Source organism: Variovorax sp. CCNWLW186 (assembly GCF_037203865.1).
Taxonomy (GTDB): Bacteria; Pseudomonadota; Gammaproteobacteria; order Burkholderiales; family Burkholderiaceae_C; genus Variovorax.
The window spans coordinates 20,012-35,930 of sequence record NZ_JBBCBO010000013.1 but is presented as its reverse complement, the minus strand read 5'-3'; the positions used below and the strand labels follow the sequence as shown (position 1 = coordinate 35,930).

Here is a 15,919-nt window from a genome sequence, read left to right as displayed (position 1 = left end):
GCTCAGCTCTTCGGGCGGACATGAATCTCCGGATACTTGTCGTCGTAGAACGCCACGCGCTCTTTCAGCGCCTGGTGTTCGTCGTACGGATCCTCGTACGCCCACACGGCATCGTCGAGTTGCCGCTCGCCTAGGTTCAAGCTGTAGTAGCTCGCATGGCCCTTGAAGGGGCATTCGGTGGTGGTCTGCGAGCGCGTCAGCTTCTCCATGCGGACGTCGGCGCGCGGAAAGTAGTAGCGCACCGGCGACTTGTCTTCGACAACCTTGATGACGTTTTTCGAGCTGGCGACGATGGCTCCTTCGACTTCGACCTCCATCGATTGTTCAACCGGCTCTTCGCGTACCTTGTGATCGGGCCACTTCTGATGCCCTGGTGACTTGCCGCTCATTTCGCGTTACTCCTTCGCGTTATTCCTGGGTTGGTTGAGATGGCTCTTGAACCAGTCGCGAGCCAATGTGGAAACGGCGCCGAGCGCGTCGGGCTCCTCGAACAGATGCGTCGCGCCCGGGACGATGGACAGCCGCTTCTCGCAGCGCAGCGCCGCAGCGGCCTGCCAGTTCATATCGATCACCGGCCCGTCGTTGCCGCCGACGATCAGCAGCGTGGGTGCGCGCACGCGCTCCAATGACGCGCCGGCCAGGTCCGGCCGGCCGCCGCGGGACACCACTGCATCGACCGAATCGGGCCGCTGCGCTGCTGCCACCAGCGCGGCACCGGCCCCGGTGCTCGCACCGAAGTAGCCAATTCGCAAGCGGGCGGTCTGCTCATGGCTGCGCAGCCAATCGGTCAGGCCGACCAGCCGATCCGCCAGCATGGCGATGTCGAAACGCAGCTCGCGCGTGCGTTCGTCCTCGGCTTCTTCGTCGGGCGTGAGCAGATCGACGAGCAGCGTGGCCAACTTTGCCGCATTGAGGCTTTCAGCCACCTGGCGATTGCGCGGGCTGAAGCGGCTGCTGCCGCTGCCGTGCGCAAACAGCACGATGCCGCTGCATGCGGCGGGCAGGCTCAGGTCCGCCTCCAACGTGATGGAGGCGGAAGAAGAAAAACGCAGCGGAACACGGAGCGCGCGCCGCTCCACGAGGCTGGATGCGGAGTCCAAGGCTACGCCCCTGCGAAAGCGATTTTTGAAGGGCGTGTTCCAGGCGCGCCGGCAGCCGCAGGCATTCGGAACATCTCGACAGTCATTCGGTTTCCTTTGTGCGAGGGCTCGACGTCGTCAGCCCTGCAACCGGTCACCTTATTTTTTTGCCTGAATTCTTCTGTAGGGTGATGCCCACATTCGCGTAGGCGCACTGCAGCGTTGCATCTTGAAAGAAAACAGTGGCGCGCGGCGCGTCAAACGGCTGTGCGCCGGGCCAGCTGGACCAGCCGCACCGGCTGGGCAAGAGGCCGCACCAGCACAGGTGGCGCCACGGCGGGTTTGTCGTCCTCGTCGTCGAGCTTGAAGGTGGCCACCACCTGCGACAGGTTGCCCGCCTGCTCCTGCAGCGATTGCGCGGCAGCCGCGGCCTCTTGGATCAATGCGGCGTTCTGCTGAGTCACCTGGTCCATCTGCGCAACGGCCTGATTGACCTGCTCGATGCCCTGAGCCTGCTCGTGGCTCGCCGCCGTGATCTCGCCGACGATGTCCGTCACGCGCTTCACGCTGCCCACGATCTCTTCCATCGTCTTGCCGGCTTCGCCCACCAGCGCGCTGCCCACGTCGACCTTGCTCACCGAGTCTTCGATGAGGCCCTTGATCTCCCTGGCCGCCGCTGACGAACGCTGCGCAAGGTTGCGCACCTCGGAAGCGACCACCGCAAAGCCCCTGCCCTGCTCGCCGGCACGCGCGGCTTCCACGGCCGCATTGAGCGCGAGGATGTTGGTCTGGAACGCGATGCCGTCGATCACGCCGATGATGTCGACGATCTTCTTCGACGAGGCATTGATCGACGCCATGGTGTCGACCACCTGGTTGACCACGCCACCGCCCTTGACCGCAACCTCCGACGCCGAGAGCGCGAGTTGGTTGGCCTGCTTTGCGTTGTCGGCGTTCTGCTTGACGGTAGAGGTGAGCTCCTCCATCGATGCGGCCGTCTCTTCGAGTGAGCTCGCCTGCTGCTCGGTGCGCGATGACAGGTCATGGTTGCCCGCGGTGATTTGCCCCGATGCCACCACAATCGAGTCGGTCGATGCCTTGATGCGCGTCACCACGTCGGTCAGCGTGTCTTCCATTTCGCCCATGCCGCGCAGCAACCGACCGAAATCGCCGCCGCGCTCGGTTTCGAACTCTTTGCTGAGGTCACCCGAGGCCACCGTCTCGGCGATGAAGATCGCTTCACCCAACGGTTGCATGATGCTGCGCGAAAGCCAGATGCTGCCGCAGACGCCGACCACCACCGCGGCGAACCCGAAGCCCAGCATGAAGCTCCGAGTCGACTCGATACGGCGTGCGAGCTCCGGGGCGATGCCGCCGCCGGCCGCAATGTCGTGCAGACATGCAATGCCAACGGCAAGCCCCGTCGCCATCAACAGCAACACGATCCCGAATGCCATGCCCAGCTGGGCACCGATCTTCCAATTGCGCATGTGCTTTTCCGTGACGGCCGCCGGTGCGGAGGCCAGGTTGCCCGGTATATCGGCAGTGCTGCGGCGGAACTTGAGGGTGCGGGGTCTAGGCGTAAACCCGGGGGCTCATTTCGATCATGCCGGCATGAGTGCTGTATTGCGGGTGGCGATGAAGGAAGGATTGAGCACTTCGGCTTTGCCGTACCGCAAGGGCAGCCCGTGAAGATTCACTACTGCGCCACCTGCCCCCTCCAGTACCGCCTGTGCTGCCGCCGTGTCCCATTCGCAAGTGGGTGCCAGCCGTGGGTATATGTCGGCCTCGCCCTCTGCGACCCGACAGAACTTGAGCGAGCTGCCGGCCTGGACCAGGCTCACTTCACCCAGGCAATCGATCAACGAACGCGTTGCGTCGTTCAGATGACTTTTGCTCGCTACAACCCGGCATGCGCGACCTGTCTGGGCAGCGGCCACCTTGATGGCGGTCGTTTGACCGCCGATACACCGAAATGCACCCAACCCAGCGCCACCGTAGTACAGCGCATCGATGGCGGGTGCGTACACCACGCCGAGCACGCTGTGTCCGTCCTCAATCAGCGCGATGTTGACGGTGAACTCGCCGTTACCGGCAATGAACTCCTTGGTGCCATCGAGAGGGTCGACCAACCAGAATCGCCCTGTGTTTCGGCGGTAGACCTGCGATGCCGAGTCCTCTTCCGAAACCACTGGGCAATCAGGCAACAGGGGGGTCAACTGCGTTCCCAGTACCCGATGCGCCGCCAGATCCGCCTCTGTGACTGGGCTCGCATCATCCTTGTGCTGGACGTTTGCCCCACTTCCATCGTAGACCGACATGATGGCGCTTCCAGCGGCTCGGGCCATTGGAAGAAGCTGCTCGACCAGAGCCTGACGATTGATTTGTCGCATTACGTATTATTTTCTCTTTTATACCGCGAAGGATCGTATCATTCCAGTAAAACGCGGAAATTGAATGAACAAACCACAATCTGCGACAGACCCCTCAGAAGATCTCATGGGCCTGGATCGCTCCCAAGTCTGGAACACCGAACTCGCCTTCGCCCACCTGCAAGCACTGGGTGAAGCGGACACGAAACGCACGGCCGAGCGGCGCCTGAACGCACTCGGCATGCTGCCGCAGGAATTGACACCCGAGTTGCTGCTCGACGAGCGCGAGCGCTCGCCCAATCGGCTGGTGCTTGACAGGGCCATCGAGCACGCGCGCAAAGGGCGCGAGCGGGTACTGTTTGCACAGTTGCACCCCCTGCCTGGTGGCCAGCCCTGCCTGCACGCCAACGACGCTCGCGGAGCCCGTTTCTGGGTGCCCATGGCCAACCTGAACGATGCAGCCATTCAGCAAGCCCTGGCCGAGCTGCAACACCACGTCGGCAAGCCTATCGCCGTGTTTCCGCACGGCCCGCTGGTGGGGTACTTACGCCACACCCCAAGCACCGCAGACATCCAATTTTGTTCTCATGCCTACCGCCCCGTCTTGCCCACGGGGTTGAGTTTGAGCGGCAACATCAAACCCGATCTGGCACCCTCCCCGCACCTCAAGCGCCTGGAAGCCGAGAGCCTCCACATCCTGCGCGAAGCCGTGGCCGAAGCGCAGAACCCGGTGATGATGTACTCCATCGGCAAGGACAGCGGAGTCATGCTGCACCTGGCGCGCAAGGCCTTCTACCCCTCACCGCCGCCGTTTCCGCTGCTGCACATCGACACGCGCTGGAAGTTTCAGGAGATGTACCTGTTTCGGGACTTCATGGCACGCGAAAGTGGCATGGAACTGCTGGTGCATACCAACCCCGAGGCAATCGAAAAAAATATCAACCCCTTCGACCACGGATCGGCGCTGCACACCGATATCACCAAGACCGAGGGCCTGAAACAGGCGCTGGATCACTATAAGTTCGACTTCGTCTTTGGCGGTGCACGACGCGACGAAGAGAAGTCCCGCGCCAAGGAGAGGGTGTTCTCGTTCCGTACCGCCACCCACCGCTGGGACCCGAAGAATCAGCGCCCGGAGCTCTGGAACCTCTACAACACGCGAAAAGGCCCCGGCGAGAGCATTCGCGTGTTTCCGCTGTCGAACTGGACCGAACTCGACATCTGGCATTACATCTACCAGGAGAACATCCCCATGGTGCCGCTGTACTTCTCCAAGCCACGGCCGGTGGTGGTTCGTCCCGAGATGATCATGATGGTGGACGACGAGCGCTGCCGCCTGCTGCCGGGCGAGGAAGTTCAAATCAAAAAGGTGCGCTTCCGCACCCTCGGCTGCTATCCGCTCACGGGCGCAATGGAGTCCGAGGCAGAAACGCTGGAAGACATCCTGCTGGAGATCATTCACGCCCGCAAGTCAGAACGCCAGGGCCGCAGGATCGACAGCGACAGCGCCGGCTCCATGGAAAAGAAAAAGCAGGAGGGCTACTTCTGATGGGCCAACCTGTGCAAGTTGTCATCCTCGGTGGTGGCTTCAGTGGCGCGGTGACCGCCATTCATCTGGCGCGGGGCAGCAGACCCCACGCGCTTCGGATTACTCTGGTCAACCCCACCCCGGACGTGGGTCGGGGCTTGGCTTATCGGTTCGACGACGACAACCTGCTGCTCAACGTTCCCGCCGGGAACATGAGCGCGTTGGCCGACGAGCCCGGCCACTTCGTGGCCTACTGCCAGCGCATCGACCCATCCCTCTCCTCGGGCTCCTTCGTTTCACGCCGTCTGTACGGACAGTACCTGGAAGACCTCTGGACCGAGACGGAAGCAGCACACCCTGGAATGCTTCGAAAGCAGGTCGACAAAGCGGTGAACTTGAAGAGGGCGGCAAACGGGTCAGGATGGGACATCACGCTGGCCAGCGGTCAACAGCTGAGCGCTGACCAGGTAGTGCTCGCCGTCGGCCACCAGGCGCCCAGGCTCCCGATCCCGCTGGAGCCAGAAGCACGGGCGTGCGTGATCGAGCCCTGGGATTTTGCAGCCATGCACCGTTTGCCCAGTGACCAGGCGGTGGTGATCGTGGGCACAGGGCACACGGCAGTGGATGCCTTGTTCTGCCTGGCCCAGTCACGGCCCGGGCGGCCTATCTACCTGCTGTCTCGCCACGGCCTGCTGCCGCACCGACACCGGCTATCGACCATGCCCCCCAAGCCACCACAGGCGTTCCCGGAGTACCTGCGCAACGTGCCACCCACGGTTCGTGCCTGCACCCGGGCCTTGCGCCAGAACCTGAAGGCGTTGGCCGAACAGGGGGGCGACTGGCGCGATGCCCTGAACGAATTGCGCCCGCACACGCCTCAACTCTGGCAATCGTGGCCGGTGGCCGAGCAGCGGCGGTTTCTGCGTCATCTGCAAGCCCAATGGGATGTCCACCGGCATCGGTTGGCCCACATGGCCGCCCAGCGGCTGGATCGTCTGTTGGCCGAGGGTCGGGCCCAAGTCATCGCAGGACGGATCACCACGATACGCAAACAATCCGATGGCATCGAAGTGGCCTATCGGACCCGGGGCGATCGTCATATCGCGCACCTGAGTGCCAGTGCGGTCATCAACTGCGTTGGGCCCAACGCCGACATCCAGCGCCACGCCAACCCGCTTCTGACCCAGTTGCTGGCGGACGGGCTGATCCGGCCTGATGCCCATGGCCTGGGTCTGATGGTGATGCCAGACCTTCAGCTACAGAATGCCCACCAACAACGCGTCGAGGGTCTGTGGTACGTCGGCCCTCTGCTCAAAGGGCTGATGTGGGAAGCCACTGCCGTACCTGAACTGCGCTTGCACGCCCAGCGGCTCACACGCCATCTCCTCAGCCATCAGGGCCATACCGTCGCCGAAACCTCGGCATGAACACCCCGGCCACACAACCATGCGCCAACCTAAAAAAGCCACCAGCCGCCCGCAAAAGCCCGATGACACCGTTGGCAAAGCCGCAACCGTTCAGGAGTGGATGGCCCGGCAAGCCCAGAAGGATTTACTGCGCTTCATCACCTGTGGCAGCGTGGACGACGGCAAGAGCACGCTCATTGGCCGCCTGCTGTGGGAATCACAGCAGGTGTTTGACGACCAACTCACTGCATTGCGGGCCGACTCCAAGCGGCACGGCACTCAGGGGCAGGACATCGACTTCGCTCTGCTGGTCGACGGCCTCGCTGCCGAGCGGGAGCAAGGCATCACCATCGACGTGGCGTACCGTTTCTTTGCCACGCCTCGACGCAAGTTCATCGTGGCCGACACACCGGGGCACGAGCAGCACACCCGCAACATGGTCACCGGTGCTTCCACGGCCGATGTGGCGGTGCTATTGATCGATGCCCGCCAGGGTGTGCTGACGCAAACCCGGCGGCACGCCTATCTGGTGTCGCTATTGGGAATCAAGCAGGTGGTGCTGGCCGTCAACAAGATGGACTTGGTGGGCTATGACCAAGCGGTGTTCGAGGCCGTCGTGGCCGCTTTCGACACTCTGGCCAAACCGCTCGGGTTCGAGAGCGTCACGCCCATTCCACTGTCGGCGCTGAAGGGCGACAACATCACCGGCCGCACCGAGCACACGCCGTGGTACCAGGGCCCGACCCTGATCGGGTGCCTGGAGACCCTCAGCGTCGACAGTCCAAGCAACAGCAAAGCGGTGTTCCCCGTGCAGTGGGTCAACCGCCCGAACGCGAGCTTTCGCGGGTTCAGCGGCACTCTCGCCTCGGGTCGACTGGTCGTCGGCGATACGCTGCGGATCACCTCATCCGGCCAGACCGCCACCCTGGCGCGAATCGTCACCGCCGATGGGGACCTGAATATGGCCCAGGCCGGGGACGCCGTGACGCTGGTGCCGGACCGGGAGGTGGATGCCTCGCGCGGCGATGTCATTGCACTCGCCGCTCAACCCCTGGGGACGACCGACCAGTTTGAAGCCACGTTGGTGTGGATACACGAGGAACCCGGACACATGGGCCGGTCTTACGAGTTAAAACTGGCCAATCAGTGGGCCAGTGCCAGCATCACCAGCCTGAAATATCGAGTAAATGTGAACTCTCAGGCGCATGAGTCGTGCAAGCAATTGGCCCTGAATGACATCGCAGTGGCCAACCTGGCGCTGAGCAAGCCGCTGGTGTTCGAACCTTACGCCCAGTCCACCACGCTAGGCGGCTTCATCCTGGTAGACAAATTCACCCAGGCCACGGTGGCCGCCGGCCTGATCCGTCACAACCTGCGCCGAGCTCAGAATGTGCACAGACAGGCGCTCAGCATCACCCGCGAAGATCGAGAACGACTGAACGGCCACAAGGGCAAGGTCGTCTGGTTCACGGGGCTGTCGGGCTCCGGAAAATCAACCATCGCCAACGCACTGGAAAAAGAACTCCATGCCCAGGGCAGGCGCACCTACATCCTCGATGGCGACAACGTCCGGCAAGGCCTGAATAAAGACTTGGGGTTCACCGATGCCGACCGTGTGGAGAACATCCGCCGTGTGGCCGAAGTCGCCAAGCTGATGCTGGATGCAGGCCTTATCGTGATCACGGCGTTTATCAGCCCGTTCCGGGCTGAGCGCGAGATGGCCCGGCAACTAATCGGCACGAACAACTTCATCGAGGTGTTTGTGGATACGCCCCTCGAAGAGTGCGAGAGACGCGACCCCAAGGGCCTTTACAAGAAAGCACGCAGCGGGCAACTACCCAACATGACGGGCATCAGCAGCCCGTATGAGCGGCCAGAACATCCGGCACTCGTGATCACCCCAGAGCAATCGAATGCTGAACAATTATTGAGCATCATGTTGGATCACTGATCGGAGCGGCGAGGCGCCCGCCGAAGTGACTACGATTTAAGAAACTCATTGTTCTCCCCCAACCACCTTGCAAAGCGGTCGATGCCCGCAAAAAAGCTTACTTGGGGAGACCACCCAAGCGAATACTGAGCTTCGCTGATATTCAAGACATTTACGGGGACGTCGAATACTCTTGCTTCCGAATACTGCCTGGCAGCTCTGCATTGGGTTACTTCCTCAATGGTAGCAAGCACCTCATTCAAACTATGTCCACAACCGGATCCGATGTTGAAAACATGGCCTCCGTTCGAAGGAGCAATTGATAGCAAGAGCGCATCAACCACGTCTGATACGTGGATGTAGTCGCGAACTACAGATCCATCACCCCATATCTCGATGGGTTCGCCGCGAAGCACCTTGCCGAGGAAAACAGCAACCGCTCCTTGGCTCGCCAATGTTCGCTGCCCCTCTCCAAACGGATTGGCGAGACGCAGAACTGTATAGTCCAAATTATATAAATCGTAAAAAAGCCCTAAATACTTCTCGATCATCAACTTAGTAATTCCGTAAGAACATACAGGATTCGTGGGATGAGTTTCGGGGATAGGAACCTCAACGGGAGGACCATAAACGGTTCCACCAGAAGAGACGAAAACTATCTTTTGGAGATGGTTCTTCGCATGGTTCAGCAGACGAATCGTGCCCACCACGTTGCTCTCCACATCAAAAATTGGATCGGAATTAGATGACTTCGGTAGCGTGGTCGATACTAGGTGGTAACAAAAATCGCATTCGCTCAGCGCCTCCGCCACATCTGTTTCACTGGTGAAGTCACCTTCATATAACTCGAAATTAGGATTGTCGAGGAAGCTTTCCCCTATTGGCTTGACATGAGGTCTTTCAAAGCAACGGACGCGAAAGCCGCGACTTAGCAGGGCTGCAATCAAGTGCGACCCGATAAAACCGCGCCCGCCTAGGACCAGACAACGCCTGCCTCCCCCGACAGGGAATTGAAGTTCTAGCATGCCCTCATCCTGAAGATTAATACGAAGCGTTGCGACATGTTGACTAGGCGTAATGCTTGCCAGTGAAGTTGATTTCGCACGTCATTTCAATCGAACTACGATATTGATTAGCGTAGAGGCCAAGTCCTCCAGCGGCATCGATGACCAACGTGGAGCGAATGTCCTTCGCTCGTCCTCGGTAAGCGGCACCACATTGCCATAGGAGGCATGGAGGACTTCAAATCCGTGTTTTTCAAAAATCGCGGGAAACTCCTTCGGGCGCACTCGATTGCATCCATTAACAAGCGGTTCTGCCGGATCAACCTTCAAGAAATCGAGCGGGCCTGAATCTGGATCCCCATAAAACCAGTGGTCGATAGTATCGATGATGTGCACCCCGTATCCACCTGGCTTGGTGATTCTGGCAATAGATTCAACTGCCCTATTCACGTCGGGAACGTGCTCAAAAAAAGCGTTTGATACTACTACGTCGGCCGATTCGCGCGGCACCGTCAATGCATATACGGACTCTATACGATAGTCGAGGCGTGATTCCACTATCCCGGACATTGAACCATCGCTCAATTCTTTCAACCCAAACCCATGGAGGTTATTCAAAATATCCTGTTGCGATACTCCTGTCAAATCAGCTCCAATTATTAGAGCTGGATCCACCAAAAGAGTCTTCACCATCTCAGCCAAGGTACGGCATGCCTGCCCCGGATCGCCGACTGGGTCAAGGTCAATCGGGATTGCCCGCTTTGCCCCCAGCGCCAATAAAAGAAACGAAAACGACCAAGGGTTAACCGAACCGCATCCTAGTTCAACCCATGTTGAATCTTTTATCGGAAGTCTGTGATTGATGTTCGGGCGAAGGAATGCAGAGCAGACATTCTTGAGGTTAGTGATGGAATGCCGGTTCAGATGAACGTCTGAAAACCTGCGGAGATTGCCGCAAAGCTGATGAGCGAGATAGCCTTCCTCTTCGGTTGTGGCCTTCACATCGGAAGATGTTCTGCTTATCAGCTCCGAAAACAACTCACCAGTAGAAACCGATTTCAACGATGAATTTTGGCTTGCGCCAAAATGAGTAAGGTGTCCCGCTGGCGGAGATAATTTCGAGTCCATGGCTAAAGAGTGTCCTGTTTAGATTTCGAGCGTCCAGAGAATCACGCTCCACTGGAGCAATCAACATCGAGGCTCAAGCGTTTTGAGTCTTAAGGTTTTTTAAACGCCGGAGCGAGTGGGGGAAGCCGGTAAGATTTTTTGTCAATTGCGAACACAAGGTCGGCGCCGAACGCGGCAGTTACGTTGCATCGCCGGAGAAGCTCGGCGAGCCCTGCTAGCAAGCAACCGCCTGGGATAGCGCGGCGCGTCCGCCGAGAGTTCAAGGAGCCGTCGCTGCATCGCTACCGTGAGCCTGAATATTGCGCTCAAATATCGATGCGTATTGTTTGACGACTACATCAATCCTGTATCTGTTCGCAGCTTCAGGCACAACCTCTTTGGCCGATCTGAGGGCATCGGTGTCAGTCGCGTAAGTGGCGATGACCTGAGCCGCAAGGTCAACAGGAATCTCCCAGTTGTCCAAGTCGATCACGTCCCCGGCGAGGCCGCGGTCGGTGGTAAGCATGTTTCTGATCTCACCGACTGCCGTGGCGATGTATGGCCTGTCTGCGAACAGGCAGTCGACGATCGTCAAAGGAAAACTTTCAGATCTGAACTTCGTCAACATGATCCCCATGTCAGCCGCCGCGTAAAAGCCCACTGAGTTCTCACTGAAGCCGGCGAGGTAAACAAACGATGGAACCCCCGACTGAATGTAACCATCGTAAACCGGCCCGTTGCCGACGAGGATCAGATGAATGTCCTTTCCGGTGATTTTCCGTGCCTGCGCGACTGCTTCGATCGCCTCGGCCCATCCCTTGTCAGGGATGGCTCTGCTTACGCAGCACAATACAAAAGCATGCTCAGGGATTCCTATTTCCGCTCGACTTACCGGTTTGACCACTGGGGGCTCCATGCCATTCGGGAGCTTAGCGAACCGGGATAAATTGCTCTGATAAAGCCCATATTCGATGAATGGGCCCAAATTTTTATCGGCCGTATATATCCAAGTAGTTACGTTCTCATTTGCGATTCGGAGTTGCTCCATAGTCACGCCGAATGCGTCGCCATATTCGATCATTCCGTGCAGCGAAGCGACATGGGCCTTGAGTTCCCCGAATACATCAGGAACCTGTACTGGGTATTTCTGGACATGCCACTGATGAGAGTTGAGGACCTCGATTCCGAAATCATGGATAAGATGTCTAGTGAATTCGACATCCGCTGTTTCGATTACGGGGACATCCTTTCGCAGCAGCCTGCGTATTCCATCCTCGCGCTGACCATGGTCAGCGCTTAGCAGAACGACTGAATAGCCCTGTCGTTTAAATTCATTAGCCATCCGTATGGGAAGTATTTCAGCCCCACCTGGATAAAACCCCATCGTGGAGACCGCAATATTTGGAGTTCGAGAATGGCGCGCCTCCAAAATTTCTTTCTCGCTGCACCAGCGTCTAAACTCCTCGTCACTATTACCACCATGAAAGTCGTAATATTCTTTAACTTTGCTGCAGAACTTCTCCACTACAGAGCTGGGTGTGTCATACAAAGACTGCACGGCCTGCGCAGCAACACTTAGCTCTCGATAAAAAGTCTCTTTCTTGTATGTACTTGCCGCCGTGCTACCTTCGTATCTTCGAAAGTAGTTGGTTGTTTCGGCTGAGTAGGCGATCTTCCCGCCGCGTAGCTGGTGCAAATAGAAGACCCAGTCGCCGACGACTCGCATCGAAAGCCATTTCTCGTCTTCCAGCAGAGGCATATCTACCGGGCGTCGAAAAACGGCACCACTTGCATTCGGAATGGTATTGATGATTCCAAGCGCTTCGGAAACCTCTTGGTGCGCCGTATTCACATACGAGTGCTCCCACTTGTCTCGGCAATCCAGATCCCGGACGTGGCGCCTGAATTCATCAGGCATGACTGTCTCGTCGGCGCGGACGAATTCGTTCTTCGAGTATGCAAGCATCACAGCTTCGTCATCGAAGCAGCGGACCAGTTTTTCGAGAAAATCTTGGTCGCAATAGTCATCGCTTTCGGCAATCCAGATCAGATCCCCGGTCGCGGCTTTGATGCCTTTCGCCCATTGACGGAATACGCCTCCGGAGTTTTTTGGATTGAACAATCGTGTCGTGATGTCCGGATAGCGGTCCGCGTATTCTGAGAGCACGTCACGGCTTTGATCGGTTGAGCAGTCATCCAGCAGCAGCACCTCGATATTTGCGTAGGTCTGACGATAGATGCTCTCGAGGCGTCGCTGTAGATACGTCGCGTGGTTGTAATTCGGGACAATCACGGACACCTTGGGCATGGCCAAGCCCAAAGGCAGGCCGAGCAGCGCCCTGCTGGTCTCATTCAGTTTGCTGTAGCCGGCAAACCTATCCGGCTCGAGTACAGCGCCTCGATTCCAATCGTTCCAAGCGTTGATAAACAGCAATCGCTTATCGCTTGCATGCTTGACCCTCGCATCGACAATAGCGGCGTCAAGCCAGCGGCGGTACTCCTTCGGGTGGTATCGGGTGTACCGCAGAGACGCGTTAGGTTTAAGCGGAGAGTCGTCGCGGCCGAGTGTTACCGCCCGATAGCACGGAACTGCGTGGTCATCGTTTATCCCCATACGCGCGATGCCTTGGGATACGACGACGCTATATGGAACGAAATCGACGCCATTCTTATGCATTGGCGGGAAACCTCCGGTCTCCCCTGGGATTGGAGAAACCGGAAAATCTAGGACTGCATCAAGCTTGAACCGGATAGCAGCACCGAACGCTTGCCCCCGCAGCCCACTGAATCTGGCTATTCGGTATGCGGTGGGTACATGGTGGAGAAGGGCATCGAACGCATTCAGCACCTCATCGCAATGATGGTCGTCGTCAGGTAGAGTCATCACCAAGACTGGGCGCCCATCTATTCGCAGGTAACGCTCATCGGCTAGCGCACTCTCCAAGAGAATGTGAATCCGCTCATCAACCAGCGGTGAGCGCAGATCGATATCCAGAATGAATCCGATATCGATTTCATGATTCGACAGAAACTCGCGCAGCGGATCTCCGGGCGCTGGGCTTTGTGCCGCATCCGAGGTGAAACACCAAGCAGATACGCCATGGCGCCGAGCCATCAATGCTTGTTTGGCAAGCGTGCCGGGCTCGGACACCGCATACGAGCGCAGGTCTTCGTGGGGTAGGAGCGCTTGCCCGGATCCTTTGACAGCATTTCGGGCGTGCTGTACAGCGCTCCAGTCTGGAGTGGCGTAGTACGCGATCAGCCGGATGTCGCAGGTCAGTTTGCCGAAATAAATGTCATCTTCATAACGACTATTGGAGTCGGGGGTGGCCTGTCTTGATTCAGATCGACCATGCATCACATAGTGCCAAAATGGATTCAGGCGTGCATTCTTGATGTCGCTATAGGCGTCTAGGTAGCCACGCGTATCAAAATCGTCCGAGGGGTTGCGTCCTTCAAACCAGCCGCGCTCGCAATAATGGCGAATCGGATCCGCTGGTGGCGGCTGGATATCCGGGTACATCGCAAGGTAATAGGCAGCATCAAAGAGCCCGGAATTTCGAATCGCTTCAATCTCTGCGTTGGTGCGTTCTTGATCGGGACTTGGCTCACTGGCAGGCGGCGGCGCCACCGCTCCCTCAACGGCTTCGCGTAAGCCACTTTGAGGCAGATCATCTAGGGCACCATTCGCAGCGGGAAGAGTGTCACCCTGCTCAGGCTGCGCCCAAGAATTAATTTCCGCGCCCCGGATCTGACGTCCCTCCGCTTTTCCATGTTCGATGTAATGCAGCAATGGATTGATGCCAGCTGCGGCGACATCGGAATGGATTTCTAAATAGTGGCCAGTGCTAAATTTTGCCGAGGGGTCTCTGCGTTCTTTCCATCCTGAAAGACTGTAGTGTTTTGCGAGGTCGACCCCCGCAGCGACAACGTCGGGATTTCTCTCAGCATAGAAGTCCGGGTCGAACAGCGGGCTAAGGCGGATGCGGCGTATCTTGGTTTGTCGTATCAGCGGAGTCCGCGCAGAAATGCGGTTGAAGGCCGTGCGCAGCGGCCTGATGCCAGCACTTACCTGGCTCGAAATGAGTCTCAATGGCTTGGTAAACCTCCACGAGTGAGACTGCAATAGCCCGTGAATCCTGTCATTTTGAAAATTGATCTGTCCATCACGCTCAGCTAGCGCGTAGTTGAGCCCGGAAATCTGTGCATTACGCTCTGCAAGTGCATGGTTGAGCCCGGAAATCTGTGCGTCACGCTCTGCAAGTGCATGCTTGAGCCCGGCAATTTGTCCATCACGCTCAGCGAGCGTATTGTGGAGACGAGCAATCTGTCCGTGACGCTCTGCAAGCGCATGTTTGAACTCGGCAATTTTTCCATCGCGCTCAGCTAGTGCATGGTTGCATCCAGCAATCTGTCCGTCTCGCTCAGCCAGCCCATGGTTGAGCCCAGCGATTTTTCCATCACGCTCAGCTAGCGCTTGGTTAAGTCCAGCAATCTGTCCATCACGCTCAGCTAGCGCAAGGTTGAGTGCAGCAATCTGTCCGTCTCGCTCGTTCAGCCCGTGGTTGGGGCCCGCAATTTGTCCATTACGCTCAGCTAACGCTTGGCTAAGTTCTCCGATTTGCTCATTGCGCTCGCCGAGGCGCTGATGCCGCGCACGAATGATCTTGACTGCCTTGATAGCGACATCGAATTGCTCTGCCGAAAATTCTTCTTTGCTTGAGGGAATCTGCTTTTCATAACCAAATACATCAAAGTCGCGGTGGTACAGTGAGCAAATTAATTCGGCGCTACGCGGCGTGATCAACTCTGGCGCATAGGGAATCAAACTCTCGTTAGAGCGACGCCCCTGAAATGGACTGGGAATATAGGTACCCATCCATTCACGAAGCCTCTCAGTGAGCCCTTCACTTTCCTCAATCTTTATTAGACACGAATACTCAATCAAGTCGGGGCGCAGCAAATCAGCTTGCGGCATCCAATGATGATCCCAATAGGACGGCGCCTCGTTCTCAGCAAGGTGCTCTAAAAATCCTTCAAATGCCTTCGCAACATCTGTCGGAGTGGCAATCGGGTGATGAAAGAAATCGGTGCCGATGTACGGCCTTGCCTGCAATGGCTCACGCAGCAAGAGCTTGGACTGCCAGGCCGAGAATATTCGTTTGTAGGGGTTGCGTACTAAGGCAAACTGGAAAAACGAGTCTGACTCAAGTGCGTCACGAAGATCTTGCAGCCTTAAACCCGTTACGTGTGGTGCAACTCTGTGGGAATCATGAACGATGAGATCGCGATCGGTCTCGCTGCTATCGGTTATCTTTCGTAATTCTTCAGCATAACCCTCCAAGGCGGCAAACCACCATTTGAGCGTGGTACACGCCACCTTGGGCGTTGCAACATATAGAAGTTTATGGCGCTCGGAGCGGTAGCTGTTCCACTGCAAGTAATTGCCAACATTCCTCTTGTCTTGATCAGACCAATCATCAATATTCACCG

Annotated in this window: 10 protein-coding genes; 3 read left to right on the top strand and 7 right to left on the bottom strand. The window is 57.7% G+C overall.

What is annotated here, in order from left to right; genetic code table 11:
• Nucleotides 1-2 precede the first annotated feature (2 nt).
• The 4 genes from V9K97_RS16700 to cysQ form a co-directional block, all read right to left on the bottom strand.
• A complete protein-coding gene (locus V9K97_RS16700) occupies nucleotides 3-389 on the bottom strand; it encodes a DUF427 domain-containing protein (protein WP_337298026.1) in 387 nt (128 codons plus the stop codon).
• Nucleotides 390-395: 6 nt separating this feature from the next.
• Entirely contained in the window at nucleotides 396-1,079 is a 684-nt protein-coding gene (locus V9K97_RS16695; RefSeq protein ID WP_443098613.1) for a dienelactone hydrolase family protein, read from the bottom strand.
• Between the two features lie 257 nt (nucleotides 1,080-1,336).
• Nucleotides 1,337-2,569, bottom strand: coding sequence for a methyl-accepting chemotaxis protein (locus tag V9K97_RS16690; protein ID WP_337319405.1), 1,233 nt, complete (start codon nucleotides 2,567-2,569; stop codon nucleotides 1,337-1,339).
• 114 nt (nucleotides 2,570-2,683) lie between these two features.
• Nucleotides 2,684-3,472: a 3'(2'),5'-bisphosphate nucleotidase CysQ gene (gene cysQ, locus V9K97_RS16685; protein WP_337319403.1), complete on the bottom strand. Its 789-nt coding sequence runs from the start codon at nucleotides 3,470-3,472 to the stop codon at nucleotides 2,684-2,686.
• A 613-nt stretch (nucleotides 3,473-4,085) separates the two neighbouring features.
• Between cysQ and cysD the strand changes: the two genes are divergently transcribed.
• Genes cysD through cysN form a run of 3 tightly spaced genes read left to right on the top strand, consistent with a single transcriptional unit; the run spans nucleotide 4,086 to nucleotide 8,336 of the window.
• Entirely contained in the window at nucleotides 4,086-5,000 is a 915-nt protein-coding gene (gene cysD, locus V9K97_RS16680; RefSeq protein ID WP_337319531.1) for a sulfate adenylyltransferase subunit CysD, read from the top strand.
• Nucleotides 5,000-6,406: an FAD/NAD(P)-binding protein gene (locus tag V9K97_RS16675; protein ID WP_337319401.1), complete on the top strand. Its 1,407-nt coding sequence runs from the start codon at nucleotides 5,000-5,002 to the stop codon at nucleotides 6,404-6,406. The genes cysD and V9K97_RS16675 overlap by 1 nt, the downstream gene beginning before the upstream one ends.
• Nucleotides 6,407-6,425: 19 nt before the next feature.
• The gene (gene cysN, locus V9K97_RS16670) at nucleotides 6,426-8,336 is read left to right on the top strand and encodes a sulfate adenylyltransferase subunit CysN (protein WP_337319399.1); all 1,911 of its coding nucleotides are present in this window, start codon (nucleotides 6,426-6,428) and stop codon (nucleotides 8,334-8,336) included.
• Between the two features lie 29 nt (nucleotides 8,337-8,365).
• Here cysN and V9K97_RS16665 read toward each other — a convergent pair whose 3' ends face one another.
• The 3 genes from V9K97_RS16665 to V9K97_RS16655 form a co-directional block, all read right to left on the bottom strand.
• Nucleotides 8,366-9,340 carry an NAD-dependent epimerase/dehydratase family protein gene (locus V9K97_RS16665; RefSeq protein WP_337319397.1) on the bottom strand — a complete coding sequence of 325 codons (975 nt, stop codon included), beginning with the start codon at nucleotides 9,338-9,340 and terminating at the stop codon, nucleotides 8,366-8,368.
• Nucleotides 9,341-9,421: 81 nt separating this feature from the next.
• Complete coding sequence (locus V9K97_RS16660) at nucleotides 9,422-10,447, bottom strand: methyltransferase domain-containing protein (RefSeq protein WP_337319395.1); 1,026 nt, start codon at nucleotides 10,445-10,447, stop codon at nucleotides 9,422-9,424.
• A 259-nt stretch (nucleotides 10,448-10,706) separates the two neighbouring features.
• Nucleotides 10,707-15,917 (bottom strand): glycosyltransferase, encoded by a 5,211-nt coding sequence (locus V9K97_RS16655; protein WP_337319393.1) that lies wholly within the window; start codon nucleotides 15,915-15,917, stop codon nucleotides 10,707-10,709.
• Nucleotides 15,918-15,919 lie beyond the last annotated feature (2 nt).